At 47.3% G+C, this 22,111-nt stretch carries 22 protein-coding genes; 16 read left to right on the top strand and 6 right to left on the bottom strand.

Going from position 1 to position 22,111, the window contains the following annotated elements:
- The first annotated feature begins 17 nt into the window (after nucleotides 1-17).
- From HGH90_RS04775 to HGH90_RS04755, 5 genes are all read left to right on the top strand, one after another.
- Nucleotides 18-1,811 carry a RagB/SusD family nutrient uptake outer membrane protein gene (locus HGH90_RS04775; RefSeq protein ID WP_169190504.1) on the top strand — a complete coding sequence of 598 codons (1,794 nt, stop codon included), beginning with the start codon at nucleotides 18-20 and terminating at the stop codon, nucleotides 1,809-1,811.
- A gap of 32 nt (nucleotides 1,812-1,843) precedes the next feature.
- Complete coding sequence (locus tag HGH90_RS04770; RefSeq protein ID WP_168763887.1) at nucleotides 1,844-2,956, top strand: glycoside hydrolase family 76 protein; 1,113 nt, start codon at nucleotides 1,844-1,846, stop codon at nucleotides 2,954-2,956.
- Nucleotides 2,957-3,016: 60 nt separating this feature from the next.
- Nucleotides 3,017-3,916, top strand: a complete 900-nt coding sequence (locus HGH90_RS04765) for a hypothetical protein (protein WP_169190503.1) — start codon at nucleotides 3,017-3,019, stop codon at nucleotides 3,914-3,916.
- A gap of 122 nt (nucleotides 3,917-4,038) precedes the next feature.
- On the top strand, nucleotides 4,039-5,991 hold the full coding sequence (gene mrdA, locus HGH90_RS04760; protein WP_168763885.1) for a penicillin-binding protein 2: 1,953 nt from the start codon (nucleotides 4,039-4,041) through the stop codon (nucleotides 5,989-5,991).
- 39 nt (nucleotides 5,992-6,030) lie between these two features.
- Complete coding sequence (locus HGH90_RS04755; protein ID WP_168763884.1) at nucleotides 6,031-6,837, top strand: alpha/beta hydrolase; 807 nt, start codon at nucleotides 6,031-6,033, stop codon at nucleotides 6,835-6,837.
- Nucleotides 6,838-6,844: 7 nt separating this feature from the next.
- On the opposite strand, the gene HGH90_RS04750 is transcribed toward HGH90_RS04755, so the two are convergent.
- Nucleotides 6,845-7,591, bottom strand: a complete 747-nt coding sequence (locus HGH90_RS04750; RefSeq protein WP_168763883.1) for a DeoR/GlpR family DNA-binding transcription regulator — start codon at nucleotides 7,589-7,591, stop codon at nucleotides 6,845-6,847.
- 57 nt (nucleotides 7,592-7,648) lie between these two features.
- On the opposite strand from HGH90_RS04750, the gene nudK reads away from it, so the two are divergent.
- The 5 genes from nudK (at nucleotide 7,649) to HGH90_RS04725 (ending at nucleotide 11,348) form a co-directional block, all read left to right on the top strand.
- Nucleotides 7,649-8,227 (top strand): GDP-mannose pyrophosphatase NudK, encoded by a 579-nt coding sequence (gene nudK / locus HGH90_RS04745; protein ID WP_168763882.1) that lies wholly within the window; start codon nucleotides 7,649-7,651, stop codon nucleotides 8,225-8,227.
- A 62-nt stretch (nucleotides 8,228-8,289) separates the two neighbouring features.
- Nucleotides 8,290-9,060: a helix-turn-helix transcriptional regulator gene (locus HGH90_RS04740; protein ID WP_168763881.1), complete on the top strand. Its 771-nt coding sequence runs from the start codon at nucleotides 8,290-8,292 to the stop codon at nucleotides 9,058-9,060.
- A 131-nt stretch (nucleotides 9,061-9,191) separates the two neighbouring features.
- Nucleotides 9,192-9,782 carry a TetR/AcrR family transcriptional regulator gene (locus tag HGH90_RS04735; RefSeq protein ID WP_168763880.1) on the top strand — a complete coding sequence of 197 codons (591 nt, stop codon included), beginning with the start codon at nucleotides 9,192-9,194 and terminating at the stop codon, nucleotides 9,780-9,782.
- 45 nt (nucleotides 9,783-9,827) lie between these two features.
- Entirely contained in the window at nucleotides 9,828-10,055 is a 228-nt protein-coding gene (locus HGH90_RS04730; protein ID WP_168740221.1) for a hypothetical protein, read from the top strand.
- Between the two features lie 27 nt (nucleotides 10,056-10,082).
- Entirely contained in the window at nucleotides 10,083-11,348 is a 1,266-nt protein-coding gene (locus HGH90_RS04725; protein WP_169190502.1) for an MFS transporter, read from the top strand.
- A gap of 52 nt (nucleotides 11,349-11,400) precedes the next feature.
- Here the strand turns inward: HGH90_RS04725 and HGH90_RS04720 are convergent, their stop codons facing one another.
- Together HGH90_RS04720 and HGH90_RS04715 are read right to left on the bottom strand one after the other, a co-directional pair.
- On the bottom strand, nucleotides 11,401-12,228 hold the full coding sequence (locus HGH90_RS04720; protein WP_169190501.1) for a hypothetical protein: 828 nt from the start codon (nucleotides 12,226-12,228) through the stop codon (nucleotides 11,401-11,403).
- Between the two features lie 214 nt (nucleotides 12,229-12,442).
- The gene (locus tag HGH90_RS04715) at nucleotides 12,443-12,838 is read right to left on the bottom strand and encodes a DoxX family protein (RefSeq protein WP_169190500.1); all 396 of its coding nucleotides are present in this window, start codon (nucleotides 12,836-12,838) and stop codon (nucleotides 12,443-12,445) included.
- A gap of 127 nt (nucleotides 12,839-12,965) precedes the next feature.
- On the opposite strand from HGH90_RS04715, the gene HGH90_RS04710 reads away from it, so the two are divergent.
- Entirely contained in the window at nucleotides 12,966-13,946 is a 981-nt protein-coding gene (locus HGH90_RS04710) for a GlxA family transcriptional regulator (protein ID WP_168763876.1), read from the top strand.
- 5 nt (nucleotides 13,947-13,951) lie between these two features.
- On the opposite strand, the gene HGH90_RS04705 is transcribed toward HGH90_RS04710, so the two are convergent.
- Nucleotides 13,952-14,389, bottom strand: coding sequence for a response regulator (locus tag HGH90_RS04705; RefSeq protein ID WP_168763875.1), 438 nt, complete (start codon nucleotides 14,387-14,389; stop codon nucleotides 13,952-13,954).
- Nucleotides 14,390-14,626: 237 nt separating this feature from the next.
- On the opposite strand from HGH90_RS04705, the gene HGH90_RS04700 reads away from it, so the two are divergent.
- Complete coding sequence (locus HGH90_RS04700; protein WP_410493674.1) at nucleotides 14,627-15,043, top strand: secondary thiamine-phosphate synthase enzyme YjbQ; 417 nt, start codon at nucleotides 14,627-14,629, stop codon at nucleotides 15,041-15,043.
- Nucleotides 15,044-15,046: 3 nt separating this feature from the next.
- Here HGH90_RS04700 and HGH90_RS04695 read toward each other — a convergent pair whose 3' ends face one another.
- Nucleotides 15,047-15,760 (bottom strand): 2OG-Fe(II) oxygenase, encoded by a 714-nt coding sequence (locus tag HGH90_RS04695; RefSeq protein ID WP_169190498.1) that lies wholly within the window; start codon nucleotides 15,758-15,760, stop codon nucleotides 15,047-15,049.
- Between the two features lie 181 nt (nucleotides 15,761-15,941).
- Here HGH90_RS04695 and HGH90_RS04690 point away from each other — a divergent pair, with 181 nt between their 5' ends.
- Together HGH90_RS04690 and HGH90_RS04685 are read left to right on the top strand one after the other, a co-directional pair.
- Complete coding sequence (locus HGH90_RS04690) at nucleotides 15,942-16,661, top strand: metallophosphoesterase family protein (protein WP_168763872.1); 720 nt, start codon at nucleotides 15,942-15,944, stop codon at nucleotides 16,659-16,661.
- Between the two features lie 31 nt (nucleotides 16,662-16,692).
- Nucleotides 16,693-17,556 (top strand): hypothetical protein, encoded by an 864-nt coding sequence (locus HGH90_RS04685; protein WP_168763871.1) that lies wholly within the window; start codon nucleotides 16,693-16,695, stop codon nucleotides 17,554-17,556.
- A 6-nt stretch (nucleotides 17,557-17,562) separates the two neighbouring features.
- Here the strand turns inward: HGH90_RS04685 and HGH90_RS04680 are convergent, their stop codons facing one another.
- A complete protein-coding gene (locus HGH90_RS04680) occupies nucleotides 17,563-19,281 on the bottom strand; it encodes a hybrid sensor histidine kinase/response regulator (protein ID WP_168763870.1) in 1,719 nt (572 codons plus the stop codon).
- A gap of 310 nt (nucleotides 19,282-19,591) precedes the next feature.
- On the opposite strand from HGH90_RS04680, the gene HGH90_RS04675 reads away from it, so the two are divergent.
- Together HGH90_RS04675 and HGH90_RS04670 are read left to right on the top strand one after the other, a co-directional pair.
- On the top strand, nucleotides 19,592-21,475 hold the full coding sequence (locus tag HGH90_RS04675; protein ID WP_169190497.1) for a 7TM diverse intracellular signaling domain-containing protein: 1,884 nt from the start codon (nucleotides 19,592-19,594) through the stop codon (nucleotides 21,473-21,475).
- Nucleotides 21,472-22,110 carry a response regulator transcription factor gene (locus HGH90_RS04670; RefSeq protein WP_168763868.1) on the top strand — a complete coding sequence of 213 codons (639 nt, stop codon included), beginning with the start codon at nucleotides 21,472-21,474 and terminating at the stop codon, nucleotides 22,108-22,110. Before HGH90_RS04675 ends, HGH90_RS04670 begins: the two co-directional genes overlap by 4 nt.
- Nucleotide 22,111: the final 1 nt, after the last annotated feature.

Below are 22,111 nucleotides of genomic sequence, written 5' to 3'. Positions count from 1 at the left end.
CACATAAGTCACTGATCATGAAAAAGCTATTATATATTTTGCTGGCTATAGGATTATTATCTTCCTGTAGAAAATACCTGGACCAGGTGCCAGACGACCGCTTAACCATTGAAGAAACGTTTCGTACCTGGGCCACAGCCCAGCGTTTCCTCGACAACGTATACAGCAGGATTCCTGATGAATTCGGGCAGCGTAATCCAGGCGATAATACCAACCGCGGGTTGTGGACCGGCGGTTGTGACGAAGCCGATTACGTATGGGGTTTTGTACAGTCGAACGATGTAAACATTGGTAACTGGGATGCCAAGTCAGGTTTTGTAGGAGATTACTGGAGAAACTTCTATAAAGGTATCCGCGCTGCCAGCGTATTTATCGACAATGCTGACAAAATCATTGACCTTACGCCGGAGCTGAAAGAACAGGCCAAAGCCCAGGCCCGTGCACTGAGAGCCATGTACTATTTTTACCTGATGCGTATATACGGACCCGTTGTATTAATGGGTGAAAAGCCGGTAGCTGTAGACGCCACCCTGCAAATTCCCCGTAATTCTTTCGAAGAATGTGTAAACTATGTAGCAGACGAATTGCAGAAAGCCGCGGCAGTACTGCCGGTAGATTATTCTTCTGATAAGCTGGGACATATTACCAAAGGGATTGCACTGGCTTTCCGCGCCAATGCCCTGATGTATGGCGCCAGTCCTTTGTACAATGGGAATACCGACCTAGCGGCGCTGAAAAATAAGGATGGCAAGCAGTTGATCGGCCAGACCTATAATCCCCAAAAATGGAAGGATGCTGCCGCGGCGTATAAAGCTTTCATTGACGAATTTGTACCGGGCACCTATCATCTGTTCACAAAGAATGATGCCAATGGTAATTTTGATCCGTATCTTTCCTGCCGCGATGTATTCCTGACCGACTGGAACCCGGAAGTTATCCTGGCCCGCCCGGATAACTCTCTTGGCTCCCGCCAGTATGAAATGACGCCTTATCACAGTGGGCAGGATTCGAGGGATGTAAGAGGCAGCGGTGGTTTGGGCGCTACGCAGAATATGGTAGATGCTTTTTTTATGAAGAATGGCCGAAGCATCGATGATCCGTTGTCCGGCTATGTGAAAACCGGTTATTCCGATTTCAGGGCGCCTAACGATAAGGTAACACAGAGCATCTATAACCAGTGGGTAAACCGCGAGCCCAGGTTTTATGTAAACATCACCTATGATGGCAGCATCTGGCTGAATAAAAGTTATCCGAATATTGTAACCCGCCTTTATAACACAGGTAATTCGGGTAAAAAAACAGGGGGTAATGATTACACGCCTACCGGTTACATTGTGCGCAAAGCTATGGGATTAGATAAATGGGATATCGGTGGTCGTACGCTGATGCTGATCCGCCTGGCGGAAATCTTCCTGAGCTATGCAGAGTGTGTAAATGAAGCTGATCCAGGCAACCCGGACGCGCTGAAATACATTAACCTGATCCGGGAAAGAGCGGGTATTCCACAGTATGGTTCGGCTTCATTGCCAGCGCCTGTTGGGCAGGCGGCTATGAGAGACGCCATCCGTAAAGAACGCCGCGTAGAGCTGGCCTTTGAAAACAACCGTTTCTTTGATGTTCGTCGCTGGAAGATAGCAGAGCAAACAGAAAATGGCCCTATTTATGGGTTGAACATCAATGCAGACTTGCCAGATTTTCTGAAAGTAGTACCTTTCGAAACACGTGTGTTTAATAAACGTCATTACTTTTTCCCGATCCCATCCGATGATGTAGACAATGACCGCGAGCTGATACAGAACCCGGGATGGTAACAATGCTTAATACGATCAGTAAATAAATAGCTATGAAAAGAACCTTTATGTTGCTGGCTGCTTTGCTGTTGCATAGCAATTGTTCCCGTAGCAGCGCTAAAAATGATGTACCGGGGCCTGCCCCGGTACAAGGCGTTTCTTTTACGCTGAAAGACGCAACTACGGCCTATAACACGTTTAACCAGTATTTCTATAGCAGCAGCGATAAGCTGTATTATGCTACTACGGCGCAAAAGGCAATCGGCGCCATCTGGACCCAGGCCATTTACTGGGACATGGCCATGAACGTATATAGGCGCAGCGGCACTGCGGCAGATCTCCAAAGGGTAAATGATATTTTCCAGGGAGGCTTTAACCGCTACGACCAGTATAACTGGAACAATACCAAAGAGTGGTTTATCTACGACGATATGATGTGGTGGATCATTTCCTTAGCCCGGGCGCACCAGCTCACAGGAAACAAGAACTACCTCGACCTGTCTTTGTCGGGATTCAAACGGGTATGGGATGGTTCCTACGACCCTGCAGGCGGCGGCATGTTCTGGGATTTTAATCATAGTGGAAAAAATGCCTGTATTAACTTCCCTACCGTGATAGGCGCTATGACCTTATACAATATTACGCACGATGCTACTTACCTGCAAAAAGCCAAGGACGTGTACAGCTGGGGCGTTAATAACCTCTATGATGCCAACTCCGGCAGGGTGGCGGATAATAATGTAAATGGGCACAAGGGCTGGTCGGATTATACTTACAATCAGGGGACTTTTATTGGCGCCGCCGTAATGTTGTATAAGGCCACCGGCGCTCCGGCTTATCTTGACCAAGCGAAGCTGGCGGCTACCTATACGCAGAAAACCATGAGCGATGTAAATGGTATACTGCCTGCGGAGGGCGACTGGAATGAACAGGGTGTGCTGAAAGCAATTTTCGGTCAGTATATCATGATGTTAATCAATGACGGCAAGCAAACCCAATTTATGCCCTGGGTACAGCAAAATATCAATGCTGCCTGGGGTAACCGGGATGCTGCCCGGGGACTTACCTACCGTAATTATAAGGTGCCTTGCGTTACTGGTGAACTGCAATCGTATGAGGCCAGCAGTGCGGTATATATGATGCAGATTTGCCCGCCGGCTAAGTAAACGGGAACATCGTTTTCATTAGGTAAAGTGCTACTTTTGCACTTCAATATTTTGTACCATATGAAGACGATGTTCTTTTTTTGTTTTGTTTGTATCCTCTCTTTCCTAACCTGTACTGTATTTGCCCAGGAAGAAACAGATGGCCGTACCTGGGGTTTATTTGCCGACCAGTCCCGCTACGTCTATGGTGATACCGCGTTTGTACGTGCCAGCGCCGATACCAAACAAGCTCCCATAGATACTTTGTATACCGGCGATGAAATTGCCATTACCGCCATCACCGACAAGGTGTTATCTCTCAAAGGCATGAAATTGCCCTGGATAAAAATTAAGTATAAAAAAGAAGGACAGGATAAAGAAGGTTTTCTCTGGCAGGGCGTAATATCGCTGGCGCCGATGCGCCGGGGCGAGCTTAAACTGGTGGCGGGAATGGAGCGCCGCATGGATACCATCCTGGTATACGATGATGGCAGTAAAAACCCCGGGAAACAGTTTTTAGTAAAAGTCAAAGCGGTAGAAGGTGGAAAAGTAGCCGCCACCAATTCCTTTCGCATGATGGATGACGAGGCCGCCAACTTTGCGGAGCCCAAAGTAATGAGCGGACTGGGTTTATCCAATGTACAATACATTATGGTAATAAGCTTTGGTGGAGAGGCTTGTGGTATTCCCACCAACTACCATTACTTTGCCTGGTTGAATGACAGACGGCTGGTAGCCTTACCGGAAAGAATGTGCGTAGGCGATGCCGGCGCTTTTTATCATGATGAATCTTTTATCTTCCCGGTAGAAAAAGGTGGGGAACCAGACACCATTATCTGGCATGTGGAAGAAGAAGAAGCAACAGATAAAGATGACAAGGAAGGCAATCCTATTATGAAAACTAATATCAAAGAGTCCAGTAAATATGCCTGGGATGGGGTGAATGGTACTTTTAAGAAGGTTGGTAAATGGAGGTCTTAAGGCGGTAAAATAAAGTTGGTAACCTTATCATTAGTAATGGCCGTTCATCTATAATTTTTACACCGTGCTATTTTATTGAAATAGCTTTGTGAAGTGTAAAAACCGCCCAGTCATTACTTCCCATGTCCGTTTACCATCAGCCCAGAAAACGCGTAATCATACTCATTATTACGGCTTTAATATTGATCATTACAACCAGGTTATTGTTCCTGCAGGTAATAGAAAAAAAATATGCCCGCCTGGCAGATGCCAATGCGGTGGTCAGGAAAACAGTATACCCCAGTAGAGGAATTATTTTTGACCGGCAGAACCGGAGTATTTTAAGCAACGATATTCTTTATGACCTGGTAGTAACGCCGGCTGCCATTAAAAAGATGGATACTGCTTACCTCTGTAATATCCTGCAAATAGATGAGGCGGAATTCCGGTCACGTATTGCCGATGCCATTAAGAAAAATGGAAGGGTCCGGCCTTCCGTGTTTGCAGGCTTATTGTCGGCGACTACGTATAGCCGTTTACAGGAGAGCATGTATTTGTTTCAATCGGGTTTTGAACTGGTACCACGGCCTATCCGGTCATATCCGTATAAGGCTGCTGCCAATATATTGGGGTATATCGGGGAGATTTCTCCAGGGATGCTGAAAATGAGTGCCTACCAGGATTACCAGTCGGGCGACTACATAGGATTAACTGGCTTGGAAAAGACCTATGAAGCTGTGTTAATGGGGCAACGGGGTACGCAATACATCCTTAAAGATAACCTGAATCGCCCGCAGGGAGCATTGGAGAATGGAGCGTTTGATACTGCGGCCATAGCAGGAAAGAATCTCCGTTTATCATTAGATATAGAATTGCAGGTATTGGGCGAGCGCCTGATGCATAATAAGGTGGGCAGTATTGTGGCTATTGATCCGCAAACGGGTGGTATACTGGCCATGGTAAGCGGGCCGGTATTTGATCCCAACCTGTTGACCGGTAGTTCCCGTACCCGTAACGTGGGTAAGTTGTTTAGCGATCCTACAGCACCTTTTCTCAACAGGGGGATACAGGCAACTTACCAACCGGGATCGGCGATGAAGCCATTAACCGCGCTGGTGGCCCTGGATGAAGGGCTGATTACACCCGGCTTTGGTTATCCTTGTCATGGCGCCTATACCAGTTGCGGGCACGTGGTGAAATGTTTACACAGCGAGGAGGGGCATGCCGCTAACCTGCGGGTAGCGATGGCACATTCCTGCAATGCTTATTTTATTCATTTGTACCGGATGGAGGTAGATGCCGACAAATGGGGAGGGGTGAAGAAAGGGCATACCAAATGGCGGGAATACATGACGCGCTTTGGATTGGGGCATAAGCTGGGCGTAGACATTCCGGGTGAAAACGGTGGTGTTGTGGCAGATACCACGGTATTGAACCGGCTTTACCGGGGGCAGTGGAATTCCTGTTCTGAATTATATGTCGGAATGGGGCAGGGCCAGGTGGCGGTCACGCCCCTGCAAATGGCCAATGTGATGTGCATGATTGCCAACCGCGGATATTATTACCTGCCTCACCTGGTGCAGTCGATTGATAATGATCATTCCAACCTGCTCAAGAAATACAAAGAAAAGCATGCTATCGGTAATGTGTCTGATACTGCCTATCGTTCTGTTATTTATGGGATGGAAGATGTGATAGAACATGGTACTGGCCGGGGCGCTCAAATCGCCGGGATTGCCGTTTGCGGTAAAACCGGCACCGCGCAGAACCGGGGCCGGGTAAATGGGAAGGTGGTCGACCTGGAAGACCATTCCGTATTTGTAGCTTTTGCGCCTCGGGATAATCCCCGTATAGCCATTGCCGTAATTGTGGAGAATGCTGGTACCGGCGCCCGGTTTGCCGTGCCTATTGCCAACCTGATGATGGAAAAATACCTGAAAGATACCTTGCCTGCTTCCAAAATGGCTATTATGCAGCGGATGTTGGAAAGCAATACGATTCCGTCGGAAAAGCAGGAGAATTCGAAGATTGATTCACTGAATACTACTACGGGCGCGTTAACGGCGGCGGATATATTAAAGCAGTATTTTCACTAAGTCGCTTATTCGTATCTTGGGTAACAAAATCTCCTTCCAATGTTTATCTGGAAATGGCTGTTGAAAATATCCGGTATACTGGCCCTGCTGTATATAGCGGTTTGTATACTGGTTTACTTCATACAGGAGCGGTTGTTGTTTTTCCCTGAGCGGTTGCCACAGGGATATACTTTCCATTTTGATGGCCGGTTCCGGGAGTATGAAATTGCCATGAAGGATGGTACGAAGCTGAATGGATTATTGTTTCTCGCGGATACATCGAAGGGACTGATCTTTTATCTGCATGGCAATGCCGGGTCTTTAGCGGGTTGGGGAGAGGTAGCGGATACGTATACCCGATTGGGTTACGATATATTTATTTTTGATTATCGGGGATATGGAAAGAGTGAAGGAAAGATCAGCAGTGAGGCCCAGTTTCATGAAGATGTACAAACCATATATGATAGTATCTGCCGGCATTACCCGGAAGATAGCATCACCATCCTGGGATATTCTCTTGGTACGGGACCTGCGGCGAAGCTGGCGGCTGGCAATCATCCGCAGCGGCTGATATTGCAGGCGCCGTATTACAGTCTCACTGATTTAGGCAGACATGCCTATCCTTTCCTGCCTTCTTTTTTATTGAAATACCGGTTTGCCACTTATCAATATATAAGGCAAATAAAAGCGCCGGTCGTTATTTTTCACGGCAACCAGGACGAGGTCATTTATTATGGTTCCTCTGCTATAAAGTTAAAGGCTTGCCTGAAACCTGCGGATACCTTGATTACCCTGCCGGGGCAAGGGCATAACGGCATTACAGATAATCCTGCTTACCAGGCGGCGATCGGTAAACTATTACAGTAATGACGTACTACACCGTAATTACTTTTACCCCTTTCTTTTTGCAGTACGATAGCTGGTCGGGAGCAGCATCCGTGATGATCGTTTGCACGGTTTCCAGTGGTGCAAAATGCAGGTAAGAAGGTTTGTTGATTTTGGCCGCATCGCAGAGCAGGTAAGTGGTATGACTATGACGGGCCAATGCCAGTGCCATATCTGCTTCCTTTTCACTATGGGCAAACAACCCCTTGGCCGATAAGCCATCTACCCCAATGAATGCTTTATGCGCCTGGTAGCGGGCAATATGTTCGATAGCCATGCTGCCATGAATGGCTTGTCGCGCGGCATCGTATTCGCCGCCGATGATATTGAGAGATACAGCGGTGTTCTGCAAAGCCTGGATGATGGGCATGGAATTCGTAATCACTTTGATTTTCCGGTTTTTAATAAACTGGCATAGGCGGAAAACCGTGCTGCCACAATCCATGAATATGATGTCACCATCATTGATGAGGGCGGCTGCCTTACGACAGATATTGTCTTTAGCGGATTGATTTGCCGTAGCTTTATGGGTGAACTGAAACGGGAGCGGGGGCTGATTTACCGGGATGGCGCCACCGTGGGTGCGGTATAGTTGCCCTTCGTCTGATAGCCGGTTCAGATCCCGGCGTATGGTAATTTCTGATATGTCCAGGGCCAGCGCAAGTTCCCGGGTATCCACTTCTCCCCGGGATGCCAGTTGCGCCAGAATTTTATTTTTTCGTTGTTGGAAATTCATATGAAATGACTAACTTGATCAAATATAATCAAAAACGATCAAAAACGATCAATTTATATGAAAGCAATCAACATCCTGGAAACAGCCATCTTATCCGACAACTGGTATACGTTGAAGAAGATCACTTATGAGATAAAGGGAAGTGATGGTGTGATGGTGAAACAGGAGCGGGAAGCGTATGATCGTGGGAACGGCGCCACCATTCTCCTGTATAATCAAGAACAGAAAACAGTAGTACTCACGCGACAGTTCCGTATGCCTACCTATATCAATGGTAACGCATCGGGCATGCTGATAGAATGCTGTGCTGGGTTACTCGACGCCGATAACCCGGAGGACTGCATCCGCCGTGAAACGATGGAGGAAACCGGTTATGCCGTTACGAATGTGCGTAAGGTATTTGAGGCGTATATGTCGCCCGGCTCTGTTACAGAGATTTTGCACTTTTTTGTGGCGGCCTATTCTGCTGCGCAGAAAGTGCAGGAAGGAGGAGGATTGGCAGAAGAGCAGGAAAATATACAGGTGCTGGAGCTACCGTTTATGCAGGCGATGGAAATGATCCGCAGTGGTGATATTAAGGATGCCAAAACTATTATGTTGTTGCAATATGCGGCGCTTCACCGCATTTTCGATTAAGATAATGAAAGGGGCGTTGGTGGGGAAAACGTTTTATCTTTGCAGGTATTATCCGGCAGCATATGAAAATAGCCCATTATTCACCATCGCCTCTACTGGTTCCCTTCGTCAAAACTTTCCTGGTAATAGAAAGTGAGGAGGGGATAGAGAATAATACCTTGCCGGATACATCAGTGGTGATGAGCTTCCGTATTCGGGGAACAGTGAGCTTACGCCAGGAAGCGTTGTTGACGCCATTGTCGGAAACGAACATAACAGGGTTGCGGAAATCCGCAAGGCTATTGCACTATGCACCGGGCACCACCATGTTGCTGGTGATATTCCAGGAAGGAGGGGCTGCTGCATTTTTTAAAGCGCCTTTGCACGAATTATTTGATACGCATTTGCCATTGGATGACCTGGTACAGCTACGGAAACTGGAAATGGTGGAAGAGCAGTTGCGCGAAGCTGCACAGCCTTCGCGGTGGATAGCTATCGTAGAGCAGTTTCTCCAACGGGAGCTGGTCAGGCAGCCCGATGTATTAATTCATCATGCTGTGGCCCAAATAAAAGCGGCGGACGGGCATATCAAAATAAAGTCTCTCGCTGCTTCGCTGTTTATTAGCCAAGATGCATTTGAAAAGCGCTTCCGGCGCAGCATAGGTACTTCTCCCAAGCAGTTTGCTGCTATTGTGAGATTAAGACACCTGCTGGCACATTATACACCACATACCTCATTGACGGCAGTCGCCTATAGCGCCGGGTATTTCGACCAGGCGCATTTCATTAAAGACTTTAAAGGATTTACGGGACAATCGCCCCAGGCTTTTTTCCAGTCGGCCGACTGGTGGTAACAGTGCAAAGCCCGTGTTCCCGGTAGTTTTACGAATATTGGCGGTTCATTTTTTCTGCGGAGGATGGATTTAAAAAAAATAAATCGCCGAAAATTTTTAAATGAGCAATTGCTCACTTATATTTGCAGGTAATGAGATACCGTGACGAAAATAAAATGCAGGCGATTCGGGATTGTGCCATTGAGATGGTAGCGAAGAATGGTTTGGAAAATTTTGGGATCAACCGTTTGGCAAAAGCAGCGGGCGTATCTCCGGCTACTATTTATATCTACTATAAAGACAAAGAGGATTTACTCACTTCCATCAGTATTGAAGAAGGGGTGAAGATGACCCGTGCTACGCTGAAGGGATTTGATCCGAATGCATCGTTCCGCGAGGGATTATGGGTACAGTGGAAAAACCGGGCAGCGTTTTCGCTGGATAACCTGCTGGCCGCTGAGTTTTTCGAGCAGCTGCGTAACTCCACCTATAAAGATAAGATGAGGGAAGCCATTAGCCTGGAGTTCCGCAAAAGCATGGGCAGCTTTATAGAAAATGCCGTGAAGCGGGGAGAGATCAACGAAATGCCGCTGGAAGTGTATTGGTCGGTAGCTTTCGCACCGCTATATGCCCTGATCAGGTTCCATAATGAAGGACAAAGCCTGGATGGCCGTAAGTTCAAATTTTCGGAAAGTATCATGAAACAAACATTTGATTGCGTGTTAAAGGGATTATCGAAATAGCTATTTTTTTTCTCAAAAAAATAAATGAGCGCTTGCTTATATAACATGAAAACAGCAAATCATATTCTCATTTTCAAAACGAACATCACTACTCCGGAAGACCGCCTGAAAGTAGCTGCCGTACTCGATCAGCAGCCATTCATCAGCAAATGGACGGTAGACACAGAAGATATAGACCGGGTATTGCGGATAGAATCGGCCATTGCTGCAACGGCGCCAATCATTCACCTGATCCGTTCGCGCAATTATGAATGTGCCGAGTTGGAAGATTAACATCATTGACTAATTAATACCTCCATCATGAAACAAATGCCTGCTTTCACCACCCATCAGAAGCTGGTGATCACCTTGTTGGCCCTTACCCAGTTTACCGTCGTACTTGACTTTATGGTGATGTCGCCCCTGGGCGATATGCTCATGAAATCGATGAGCATTAAGCCGAACCAATTTGGCCTCATCGTATCTGCTTACGCCTTTAGCGCAGGTGTGTCGGGCCTGCTCACCGCGGGTTTTGCCGATCGTTTCGACCGTAAGCGGCTACTCGTATTCTTTTACGGCGGATTTATCCTCGGCACTTTTTGTTGTGGATTGGCCAACAGTTATGTAACGATGGTAGCAGCCCGTATCGTTACCGGTTTATTCGGTGGTGTGATCGGCGCTATTTCATTAGCCATTGTTACTGACCTGTTCGACATTTCCCAACGCGGCCGCGTAATGGGATTTACCCAAATGGCTTTTGGAGCCAGCCAGGTGCTGGGCATTCCCATCGGCCTATACCTGGCCAATGCCTGGGGCTGGGAAGCACCGTTTCTCCTGATCGCCGGACTGGCACTGGTGATAGTACTGCTCATCTGGTTTATCCTGGAACCCGTTAACGCACATCTGGCCGTACAAAGGGATAAGAACGCATTTTTGCATTTGTGGCACACCGTGCAAAAAAGAGATTATCGTATAGGCTTTGCCGCTACCGCATTAATGTCGGTTGGTGGTTTTATGATGATGCCATTTGGTAGTGCTTTTGCGATTAACAACCTGCACATCACGGCGGAACAACTTCCGTTCCTCTTTATGGTCACGGGGGTCAGTTCTCTTTGCATCATGCCATTACTGGGTAAGCTGAGCGACAAAATAGATAAGTTCCGCCTTTTCGCTACTGCCGCCCTGCTTATGATGGGCGTAGTGATTGTATATACGCACTTGTCGCCACACCCGCTGTGGATGATCATGGGATTAAATATCCTGATGATGGGCGGTATTATGGGGCGTATGATCCCGTTTACCACGCTCATCACAGGTATTCCAGACTTATCGGACAGGGGCGCCTTTATGAGCGTTAACTCCTCCCTGCAGCAAATAGCCGGTGGGATAGCCGCCCTCATTGCCGGTATGATCGTATCGCAACAAAGCAAATACAGTCCATTGGAACATTATGATACCTTGGGTTGGGTGATTGTAGGACTCACCATTCCGTGTATCTTCCTGGTATATTGTGTAAGCGTGCTGGTAAAAAAGAAACTGGCAAAAGGTGCTGTGGCACATGTCGCCTCTTTCCCGGTGGAAGCCTGATAGAAGTTTTTTAAAAATGGGGGGCGCCTTCGGCGCCCCCCATACTCATCGTTTAATTTCTTTCCTGGTTCTTTATTTTTTGCGATAACTCCTGCACCTGTTTGTTTAGTTGAATGATGTACAACATTTGTTCCTCCACTTTCTGCAACAGGAGTTTATTCATTTCGCCGAGGTCAATCCCCTCTTCTTTTACCTGTTGAGTAGTGGGAATGCCCGGCAAGTGTTTATTTTGCTTAATAAAATCAGCTACTTCATGGACAGCGGGTAGCTGATAATCTTTGTTAAATACAAAGTCTGCCCAGCTTTCCTGGGTAACCTTCACCCTGCGGGCGCCGATAGTGCCTTCCACTGCCAGCTTATATCTCTGTGGATTATTATTACCGATGGCAACATTACCGGTGGCACTGATCGTCAATAAACGCCCATTGGGATTGGCGCTTAGGTTAGCATTCACAAAGTTAAATCCGCGTAGACCTGTATTAAGATTAAAGTTTACACCATCATCATTTACGCCTACCCCTAAACTATAGCCAGAGGTACAGGTGCCGGTTCCGAAAAGAAATTGTTGGTTATCACTTATAATGTGCAGGCGGGCAGCAGGGGCTGGAGGTGTACCACCAGCATCTAATCCAATTCCAACATTTCCATTTGGTGCGATATTCATATCAGTTTTATTTACTGTCCCTCCTAAGAGTAAACCGTAATTAGTGAGGCCATATACCTGCACAATAGATCTTGTAAAGCCAATACTATAAGCCTGGCCACCGAAACTGCCGTCTACTCCCAGCTTAAAGAATTTTTTTACATTCAGCGTATCCACCTGGGCATACGATTGAGCAACCAGGAATAGGGCAAACAGTGTTGCAAAAACTCTCTTCATAGATATTCATGTTTAGTGATAGATAATTCAATACGGGAAACAAAAGAGGTTAAGGGGTACCATATGTCGATGGGCATAAGTTCATATACAGGGTTACCACAACTGGAACAGCTTTCGCTCACAGAATAATGGTGTGAAAATAGCGAAAATACTTACAACAAAAAAGGATGGCACATCCGTGTGCCATCCGGGAGAAATCTGTTACAGAAGCGTACTAGCGGAGGTATGTCAACGGCGTATTTTCTTTCGCGACAGTTAAGCGGTGATAAAAAACATACGAGCCAAACAGGAGTATATATGCCACGGATATAGCCGCCCATTGCGGCACCGGATCTCCTACCGCCATACCGGAATACATGGCGCCGGTAAAGTCGAAGAACAGCCCCGCATAAGCCCACTCTTTCAGTCGGGGGAAACGGGGAACCAGTATGGCTATAACGCCCAGTATCTTCGCCAGTCCCAGGAAAGGGGAGAGATAAGCAGGGTAGCCCAGGTGTTTGAATATGGCCAGTGCTTCGGGAGTACTGAGTAAATCAGGAATAGCACCCAGCAGGGTGAGGGCAGATAATATGCCTGTGAAAATCCAGTAAGTAATTTTTGTCTTTTTCATATTTGTCAGCTATTTTGATGAGGAGTGATGAACGATACAAAAGTACTTTCCTGCTTTGACGAACACCTGGGGTGTACACGACTTAAAAAGGGTTGATTCCGACAATCTTTTGTCTTAGATTTGGAATATGAAACAGATATCCATTCTCGTTCCCAGGGGTGCGGTAGCACTCAGTTGTATTGAGGGCTCCTTTGTTGCTTTTACCAAGGCAAACGATTTTTTGGAGAGCTTAGGCCGTCCGCCGCTGTTTAAGGTACAGTTGGTGGGGCTAACGAATGAGGCGCAGGTATATGATCGTTTATTTAAAGTAACGCCGGATACTACGATTTCACAGGCGCAGGCTGCTGACCTGATCATCATTCCGGCGGTGAATGGGGAACGGGCGGATGTTATTGAACAGAACAAGGAATTTTATCCGTGGATTGTAGCGCAGCACCAAAAGGGCACGGAAGTGGCCAGCCTTTGTGTGGGCGCTTTTTTACTAGCGGCTACCGGCTTGCTGAAAGGCCGGCGTTGCTCTACGCATTGGCTGGCGGCGGATGAGTTCAGGAGTATGTTTCCGGATATAGAACTGGTGTCAGAGAAAATTATCACTGATGAAAACGGGATCTATTCCAGCGGGGGGGCCAATTCATTCTGGAACCTGTTGTTGTACATCCTGGAAAAATATACTGACCGTGATATGGCCATTTTAGCTGCTAAATATTTTGAGATAGAAATAGACCGGAACAACCAGTCTTTCTTCACCATATTTAAAGGGCAGCGGGAACACCAGGATGAATCGGTGAAGGCGGCGCAGGAGTTTATTGAACAGAACTTCCAGGAAAAGATTACTGTAGAGCAGTTGTCATCTATGTTTGCGGTGGGGCGCCGGAGTTTGGAAAGACGGTTCAAAAAAGCAACTAACAATACAGTATCAGAATATATTCAACGTGTAAAAGTAGAAGTGGCAAAGAAAGGATTTGAAAGCAGCCGGAAAAATATCAATGAAGTGATGTGGGAGGTTGGTTATTCTGATACAAAGGCTTTCAGGACTATTTTTAAGAAAACCACCGGATTGTCGCCATTGGAATATAGAAATAAATATAACAAGGCGGTTGTCAGGTAAGCAATTTAATGGTCGTGGTTAGCAGGAACGGAAAATAGCTTTTGCCACTGGCCTTCCAATACGCCTTTCAGCATGCTGCATAGCTCCTGGAAGGTATTAGGCTTGGTCAGAAATAGTTTGGCGCCCAAACGGAGGGCATCTTCCATATCCTCTTTCATGTCGGAAGTACTGAGAATGATGATGTTGGTTAATTTATGCTGCAGGATTTTTTTCAGCTCAATTAAACACTCCCGTCCATTCATCAGGGGCATGTTAAAGTCGAGAAAGATGTAGTCGTAGTCAGGCTGCGGACTTTTTTCTTCCTGGAATAAGGCGAGGGCTTGTATACCACTGTCACACACCTGTGTTTCTATTACTGGTGAGATATTATTGATGGCTTCCTGGAAGAAACTACGGTCATCCGCATCATCATCAATAATCATTATTTTTTGTGGTTTCATCATAATGGCTAAAATTTAAGATACTGGATTTTCATTCTACATTGATGGCGGGAAATATGAAGATAAACAAAAATGTGAGAGTAGTCGAATTAATTATTTCGTAATACATACGGCTGACCTGGGATGAGAAGGTGCTTATACGCCAGGATGTTGGCGGAGAGCGCCGGTAACAGATGAAAAGGTAATATAATTATCTGGTAAGAGAAGTCACTTGCGAGCCGGTAAATGAATGATATGAAGATATTTCAACAAGCTATACAACTACGTCCGAGAAAGCGGGGTTTTCACCTCATCACGTCTGAACTGGTGCATGCATTTTCCGGGCTGTCGGAAATTAAGGCGGGTATGCTGCAGGTATTTATCCAGCATACCTCCGCTTCGCTGACGCTGAATGAAAATGCAGATCCTACAGTGCGGATGGATTTTGAAACCTGGTTTAACAAAGCGGTGCCGGAAAATGATCCTGACTACCGTCATAACGACGAAGGGCCGGATGATATGCCCGCTCACCTGAAGGCGGCCCTGCTGGGTAGCTCCGTCATGATTCCTATCCATAACGGCCGGTTGGCATTGGGCACTTGGCAGGGCGTTTATTTATGCGAGCACCGTAACTATGGCGGCGCCCGTAATTTATTACTGACCGCCTGGGGAGAATAGCGCTCAGGTCAGTGCATCGTGGAAGATAATACCCAGGGTATGCCTTTGCCCGCTTAGTACCGGGCTTACGCCGTGCTTCATATTTACCCGGTAGTATCCTTTGCTGCCTTTAGCCGGACGGAAATTAGTCGTAAAAATGAGCAGGTCGCCTTTCCCGGGGCGTAACACATTGGCTTTAGACTGCGCCCTGGGAATTTGTTCGGTCAATACGAATTCACCTCCCGTATAATCTTCTCCCGGTTCATTCAAAAAAATAACCAGCTGCATCGGGAAATAAATATCACCGTACAGATCCTGATGCAGGGTATTGAATCCGCCGGCGCCATATTTCAATATGAGCACCGTTGGCTGCGTTTGGCCGTGGGCGTGGCAATATGCTTTTAGATCCGCATGCGCCGCCGGAAACCGGCCAGGTAACTGCAACAGTTCCATCCACTTGTCGGCTACGGGGGCAATAAAAGGGTATACTGTTTCCCGGATACTGTTGATGAGGCCTGGAAGGGGATATTGGAAGTATTTATATTCTCCTTTGCCAAAACGGTAGCGTTCCATGACAATTGTTTTGCGATAAGTATGATCAGCCTGGTAGGCATGGATAAGCGTTTCACATTCTTCAGGCGTTAGTACCCGGTTCACTACGGCATATCCCTGTTCCAGCAATTGTGCCGTAGTATCCGGCCAGGAATGTGCCAGCAATCTTTCCGTAATCGTTTTCATCTGTTTATCATTTAATGTGAAGTAAAATTAGCCGTAACAGAACGGCGGAAAAACCCGGTTCTTGCGGTCTTGTAAAGTTGGCAAATGGTATTATTACAATTATGCGTGGTGTTTTTTAGACAACCTGTTTGACGGGGAAACATTAAGTTGTAACGTTGCGCAGGTTTTAAAGAAAAGCGAGATGTTGAAGGTAGCTATCCTGAGTGATATTCATGCGAACCTGCCCGCCTTGCGGGCAGTATTGGAAGATATAGCCCGGTTTGGGGCCGACCAGGTATATTGCCTGGGGGATCTGACGGATGCGGCGCCCTGGCATAATGAAGTAATTGACCTGGTGCGGCAGCGGTGTATTCCGGTTATCATGGGGAACCACGATGAACGTATTGCTTTTGATCACCCGGTGCTGCCATTGAGCAAACATGGCGAAGAAGAACGGGAGGCCCGTATTAGAGCCATTGCTCATACCAAGACAACCATTACTGCCAACAACCGTGCTTTCCTGGGGAGTTTGCCCGGGCACCTGCGACTTGTTTTTGCATCATTTACATTGTTGCTTGTACATGGAAGTCCCCGCAGCAATGATGAGTACCTTTATGAACAACATGATGAAAATGATATCCTGGATATGATGGCAACACATCAGGCTGACGTGCTGATTACGGGGCATACACACTTATCGTATGTACGACCCTTGTCTGTACCGGGAAAGATGATCATCAATGCGGGATCGGTGGGGCGGTCGAAGGAAGTGGATCGTTTAGCAGCTTATTTGCAACTGACAATTACACCGGGTAAGATTACGCCGGTGATCCGTAAGATTGCTTACCCGGTGAGTGAAACCGTGATGGCTATCCGACAAAGTCCGATACCGGATTTTTATGCTGATTTTTTAGCTGGATGATATTAGTATCTTTATATACTAAATCATACGTATGGAAGCCACGCCACGTGATTACAGCAGTATTAGCCCCACAGCCAGAGCGCTGTTGTTACTGAAAGGGATGACCACTATCCCATTTATGAAAGAAGCAGCACAGCTGATCCTGTCGCCTGACCCTTACGCACCCGATTTCAACAGCAGAGACCTGGCCATGTGGGCGGGGGTATTACATTTCGAGGATCGTTACTGGAGTATTGACCAGCTGCTGGCGGGGCTGCCCCTGCGGAATGTTTTGGAGTTGTCTTCAGGTTTTTCTTTCCGTGGATTGGCGATGATGCAGCAGCCGGGTTATTATTATGTGGATACCGACCTGCCGGATATTATCCGGCTTAAAAAGCAACTGGTAAGTGCTTTAGATTCGGTGTCTACCACGGGTACGCTGGAGTTGCTGCCGTTAAATGCTTTGGATGAAGCGGCGTTTTCGCAGGTGGTAGCGCATTTCCCGGCAGGAGCGCTGGCGATTGTGAATGAAGGGTTGCTGATGTATCTCAGTATCGCGGAAAAGGAGCAGCTGTGCGGTATTATCCGCCGGGTGCTGGAGCAACGTGGTGGATACTGGATCACGGGAGATATTTATATCAAGACAGACGAGCGGAAGATGGATATGCAGCGTAGCAAGGAGTGGCAGGAATTTTACCGGCAGCACCAGATCCATGAAAACAAGTTTGATAGTTTTGACCAAGCGGAATCTTTTTTCAATAGTATGGGATTTGTGGTAGATAAGATGGCAGTGCGGGAACATGCGCGGTTAACAGCGCTTCCCCGGTTGCTGGATGTAGCTACCGAGGGGCAGTTGCAGCAAATGCGCAGTGTGGGGCGTGCCAGGGCCACGTGGCGGCTGAAGTTAGCGATGTAGCCGCTGCTAAGCCATGACTACCAGTTCTTTCAGGGTAGTGTACAGTTGTTCGATATTTACTGGTTTACTTAGAAATCCGTCGGCTCCTGCGGCGGTGACTTCTTCTTTTACTTCATTAAAACTGTTACCGGACACCAGGATAAAAGGTATTTGTCGCAGTTTTTTATCTGCCTTGAATTGTGCCAGCATTTCCACGCCGCCTACATGCGGCATGATCATATCCATAAGGATGGCGTCTGGTTCATGGATGCGGGCTTTGGTAAAGCCCTGATGGCCGGTGTCGGCCAGTATTACTTCCACGCCCAGTCGTTTGAGGGCGAGGGAGAAGGCGAGGTGATTCAGCGGGTCATCGTCTACTACCAATACTTTCATACCATTTAGGCGGCCATAGTCGATGTTGTTGCCGGCGCTAAGCGGAGGAGCGGAGACTTCCAGGGGCATTACCAGGGTAAAGATGCTGCCGCCTTCCGGGTTATCGGTAGCGGTCAGATCGCCCCCCATCATCCGGGCGATATGCCTGGCGATAGGCAGGCCGAGGCCACTGGACTCTGTATGTTGTCCCATTTCAGTGACGTAGGGATCAAAGATATGTTCTTTCCTGTCGACCGGGATGCCCGTGCCCTGGTCGGTGACCGAGAAGATCAGCTGTTGGTTTTTGACAACGGCTTTCACGGTGATAATGGAGCGTGCTTTGGTAAACTTGATCGCATTGCTTAGCAGGTTGGTGATGATGGTGCGTAGTTTGGATTTATCAGCCAGGATATATTCAGGCACCTGGTCGCTGAAGGCGATATTGATATGTACGGATCTTCTTTTAGCAAGGTATTCGTAAGTATCGCAGAGTTGCAGTATCCAGTCAGTGAAGTGGAAGGGTGACTTGTTGATTTCATCTTTCCCCGCTTCAATCCTGGACCAGCCCAGCGCATTGCTGATGACCAGCTGCATATCCTGGCAGGCAAAGTGTACAGCTTCCAGGTGAGCAATGCCTACCTGGACGGTATTTTTTTCCTTGTCGGCCGTTTCAATATAGTTTTGGAGAATGCTGTTGACCACATTGAGGGGAGACCTTATTTCGTGGGTAGTTTCCCGTACATAAATCCGCATGGCCTGGTTGGTTTTGTCAAGTTGGTTTACCAATGCCTGCAACTGTCTATTCCGGAAGCGGCTTTCTTTCGTAAAGTAATAGAGTGCGGTACCATTGAGGAAGGTGGCGGCAAATATAGCGAGCCAGTGGAGGGCATCGTTGGATGCTTTGTCCAGCGGAAGGCCGGCAATGACCGGGTGCCGGTAGTTTAATTCTACCAGTAGTAAGGCAGCAGCACTTGCCGTGATAACAAGGGTTTGCAGTAATGCCGTATGGAAGACAAGGAATACGCAAAACACCAGGAAGGGGGCAAAGAGGTAGATTTGGGAAGCAGGGCCCAGCAGTATGCCAAAGTACCAGATGGCCAGGCTGTGCAGGAGAAACATCAGCTGTTGCCCGTATTCGGGCCGGCTATACCTGGTTACCAGTAATACTGATAAGAACAACGCACTTTCTATCATGGCCGGGTACAGGATGATTTTGTAACCAGTCATATAGTATAATATGCAGCCCAGTGCAAAGGCCAGCAGACTGGCGCCAACGGCCAGTGAATTAATAATGGAAACCACTCTTGCGGTGGGGTCGTCTGCTTTATTCATATCAGTACAATAGTGCTCGGTCCTGGGTAATACATTTTTCATAATCCTATTTTTTTCCAGGTTGATTGTTTCAAATCGGGGCAGGTTTTCCATCTTGCCGCATTCAAGGTAGAGGAATGCAGATTATCAATTGTAAATTCTTTGTTAACAACATACTTATTTTGGCGTAAGTTTAAAAGGAATCAGGGAAGATTTTCACAAGAAACGCACATTTTTACGTGGGTTATGAACATTGTATCATATCTGCAAAATGCACTACATACAGCCGGTTGTTTCTTAAATGATTTGTGATATAGCAGTTGCCCCATGTTTTATCATACTCCTTTTTTTACTACATTTAATGTGCCCGCAGATGGGCAGTACTACCTATATTCCAGGTACTGTTTCCGCGATAGCTTTGCGTGACCACATGTTATCCGCTTATACCAGGCATATCACTTTGATGATACTGATGATCGTATTTATCAGTGCCCACACTTGCGGGCAGGGTCTGACGCTCCGTAATACCGACAGTATATATACTTTAACGTACCCCGCGCTCTTCCGCGATGCCGGCAAGAACATGGATATTACCGCGGTGCAGTCGGCCCCCTTTGCCCCTTCACCGCAGGCGGTGGTGGCACTGGGCGTTACTACCGATGCAGCCTGGATTTATTTTGATGTGGTCAATCAAACCGGGCGGAATAACTGGTGCGTGGAAATAGCGGCTCCGGTGTTACATACGGTGGATGTATACCTTAAGGACACCACCGGTACCCGGCATATGCAGGTAGCGGTAGATGATCATGGGTTTGCTGCACGGCCGGTGAAAGTAAATGACCTGATCTTTCCCCTCCACCTGGCGCCGGATACGGTTACCCGTATATACCTGCGGGCGACCAGCAACAATACCCTGCGTATCCCGGTGCGTATCGCCACGATGGAACGGTTGTATGAAACCAATCATCGTATTGATTTCGGAAACGGATTTTATTTTGGCCTGATGGTCACCCTAACGGTGTATAACCTGTTTGTATTCCTGCTGTTGAAAGACCTCACTTATCTTTATTATGCAGGATATATTTTCTTCAGTGCCATCTTACAATTGATATGGAATGGATACCTGTTGGACTTCTTCCCCGGCAGTGCATTAAACCTGGCTTCCCTGGCCTGTGCCATATCTATGATTTTCAGTGTGCTGTTCACCAACGCTTTTTTGCAAACCGCCCGGGATCTGCCACATATTTACCGTTGGCAGCCCTGGCTGATTGGATTGCTCTGCATTCCTGTACTATTGCTGATGACGGGCATTGCCAACTGGAGCTTCCGGGTTTTTCAATGGGAGATGTTCGGTGGCTTTATCTTTTGGCTGTATACCGGCGTGATGAGCTGGCGCAAAGGGTATCCTCCCGCTAAATATTACCTGGTGGCCTTTGTGACTTTGATCGTGACCAGTCTCATTTTTAATGGACGCGACAATGGAAGAATACCGGACCATTGGTTTTCTATGCTGACCTTGCAAACAGGGCCTTGCCTGGAAGCGTTGATACTGTCTTTTGCCCTGGCGGTGAAACTGAACCGCTATAAAAAGGAGAAAGAAAAGACCCAGGCGATGGCGTTGGCACAGGCCAATATTTTTTCTCGCGACCTGATTACTATGCAGGAAATGGAACGGAAAAGAGTCGCTTCTGAATTGCACGACAGCGTAGGGCAACAACTGATATTGCTGAAGAACAGAACCCTTTCCCTGCGGGGGCATACCGACGAAACCGTGCAGCGGCTATCGCATGAACTGGGCCAGGATATAGGCAATGTATTACAGGAGATCCGGGATATTTCTTATTCCCTGCGCCCGTACCAGATGGATATGCTGGGGTTAACAGAATCGGTGAAAAGCCTGGTGGCCGAAATGATGGAAGCTGCTGGCATCGATTGCACTATCGCGGTGGATAATATAGACCAGGTGTTGGATAGGGAGCAGGAAATGAACCTGTACAGGATTGTGCAGGAAGTGGTGAATAATATTGTTAAACATGCCGGCGCCTCCCTGGCAGCTATCAGTATCCGCCGTGAGCCTGGTCAGTTGGAAATTATTATCCGGGATAATGGCAAAGGTTTTCCTCCGGATACAAAAGTAAAGGGCCTGGGGCTAACAAGTATCCGCGAGCGCGTGGCGCTGCTGGAGGGCCATCTGGACATTACCCCATATCTGCCATCAGGAACAGTTGTTAAAATAATCATACCGCTAAAACCATGAGTACAGTAAATATTTTAATTGCAGATGATCACCCTATTTTTTTAAAGGGGTTGAAGGAAGTGGTGGAGGCAGGGCATCACCTACAGGTGATTTACCAGGCGGCAAACGGGCAAGACGCTATACAGGGCGTAGCCACTAAATTGGTGGATGTGGTGATCCTCGATATAGACATGCCCGTCAAAAATGGTTTGCAGGCCGCCGTTGAAATATTACAGTTAAAACCGGAAATGCCCGTCATTTTATTGACCATGCATAAAGCAAAAGACGCGTTTTTAAAAGCGCTGGATATAGGCGTCATGGGATATGTGTTAAAGGAAAATGCGGTCGTAGATGTCATGTATGCAATAGAAGCGGTGTTGCGTGGGCATTCCTATATCAGCCCGGAGATGACCTCCTTTTTGCTGGCGCAGAAGCGCAGCCGGCAACCGGTGATGGATAACGTGACCACTTTACTCACTTCTTCCGAAATAAAAATATTAAAGATGGTAGGAGAATATAAGAGTACGAAAGAGATAGCAGACGAGTTATATATCAGTGAAAAAACGGTGTCCAATCACCGGATGAACATCACTAAAAAATTGCAGTTGACGGGGAAGAATAGCCTCCTCCGGTTTGCAATTGAGTGGAAACAATAGT

Source organism: Chitinophaga sp. Ak27 (assembly GCF_012726295.1).
In the GTDB taxonomy this organism is placed as follows: Bacteria; Bacteroidota; Bacteroidia; order Chitinophagales; family Chitinophagaceae; genus Chitinophaga.
This window is presented reverse-complemented; position numbering and strand designations above follow the sequence as displayed.

What these genes read in the sequence shown, in the direction of transcription:
- HGH90_RS04775 (WP_169190504.1), top strand. Translation starts at nt 18, where the DNA reads ATGAAAAAGCTATTATATATTTTGCTGGCTATAGGATTATTATCTTCC.
- HGH90_RS04770 (WP_168763887.1), top strand. Translation starts at nt 1,844, where the DNA reads ATGAAAAGAACCTTTATGTTGCTGGCTGCTTTGCTGTTGCATAGCAAT.
- HGH90_RS04765 (WP_169190503.1), top strand. Translation starts at nt 3,017, where the DNA reads ATGAAGACGATGTTCTTTTTTTGTTTTGTTTGTATCCTCTCTTTCCTA.
- mrdA (WP_168763885.1), top strand. Translation starts at nt 4,039, where the DNA reads ATGTCCGTTTACCATCAGCCCAGAAAACGCGTAATCATACTCATTATT.
- HGH90_RS04755 (WP_168763884.1), top strand. Translation starts at nt 6,031, where the DNA reads ATGTTTATCTGGAAATGGCTGTTGAAAATATCCGGTATACTGGCCCTG.
- HGH90_RS04750 (WP_168763883.1), bottom strand. Translation starts at nt 7,591, where the DNA reads ATGAATTTCCAACAACGAAAAAATAAAATTCTGGCGCAACTGGCATCC.
- nudK (WP_168763882.1), top strand. Translation starts at nt 7,649, where the DNA reads ATGAAAGCAATCAACATCCTGGAAACAGCCATCTTATCCGACAACTGG.
- HGH90_RS04740 (WP_168763881.1), top strand. Translation starts at nt 8,290, where the DNA reads ATGAAAATAGCCCATTATTCACCATCGCCTCTACTGGTTCCCTTCGTC.
- HGH90_RS04735 (WP_168763880.1), top strand. Translation starts at nt 9,192, where the DNA reads ATGAGATACCGTGACGAAAATAAAATGCAGGCGATTCGGGATTGTGCC.
- HGH90_RS04730 (WP_168740221.1), top strand. Translation starts at nt 9,828, where the DNA reads ATGAAAACAGCAAATCATATTCTCATTTTCAAAACGAACATCACTACT.
- HGH90_RS04725 (WP_169190502.1), top strand. Translation starts at nt 10,083, where the DNA reads ATGAAACAAATGCCTGCTTTCACCACCCATCAGAAGCTGGTGATCACC.
- HGH90_RS04720 (WP_169190501.1), bottom strand. Translation starts at nt 12,228, where the DNA reads ATGAAGAGAGTTTTTGCAACACTGTTTGCCCTATTCCTGGTTGCTCAA.
- HGH90_RS04715 (WP_169190500.1), bottom strand. Translation starts at nt 12,838, where the DNA reads ATGAAAAAGACAAAAATTACTTACTGGATTTTCACAGGCATATTATCT.
- HGH90_RS04710 (WP_168763876.1), top strand. Translation starts at nt 12,966, where the DNA reads ATGAAACAGATATCCATTCTCGTTCCCAGGGGTGCGGTAGCACTCAGT.
- HGH90_RS04705 (WP_168763875.1), bottom strand. Translation starts at nt 14,389, where the DNA reads ATGATGAAACCACAAAAAATAATGATTATTGATGATGATGCGGATGAC.
- HGH90_RS04695 (WP_169190498.1), bottom strand. Translation starts at nt 15,760, where the DNA reads ATGAAAACGATTACGGAAAGATTGCTGGCACATTCCTGGCCGGATACT.
- HGH90_RS04690 (WP_168763872.1), top strand. Translation starts at nt 15,942, where the DNA reads ATGTTGAAGGTAGCTATCCTGAGTGATATTCATGCGAACCTGCCCGCC.
- HGH90_RS04685 (WP_168763871.1), top strand. Translation starts at nt 16,693, where the DNA reads ATGGAAGCCACGCCACGTGATTACAGCAGTATTAGCCCCACAGCCAGA.
- HGH90_RS04680 (WP_168763870.1), bottom strand. Translation starts at nt 19,281, where the DNA reads ATGAAAAATGTATTACCCAGGACCGAGCACTATTGTACTGATATGAAT.
- HGH90_RS04675 (WP_169190497.1), top strand. Translation starts at nt 19,592, where the DNA reads ATGGGCAGTACTACCTATATTCCAGGTACTGTTTCCGCGATAGCTTTG.
- HGH90_RS04670 (WP_168763868.1), top strand. Translation starts at nt 21,472, where the DNA reads ATGAGTACAGTAAATATTTTAATTGCAGATGATCACCCTATTTTTTTA.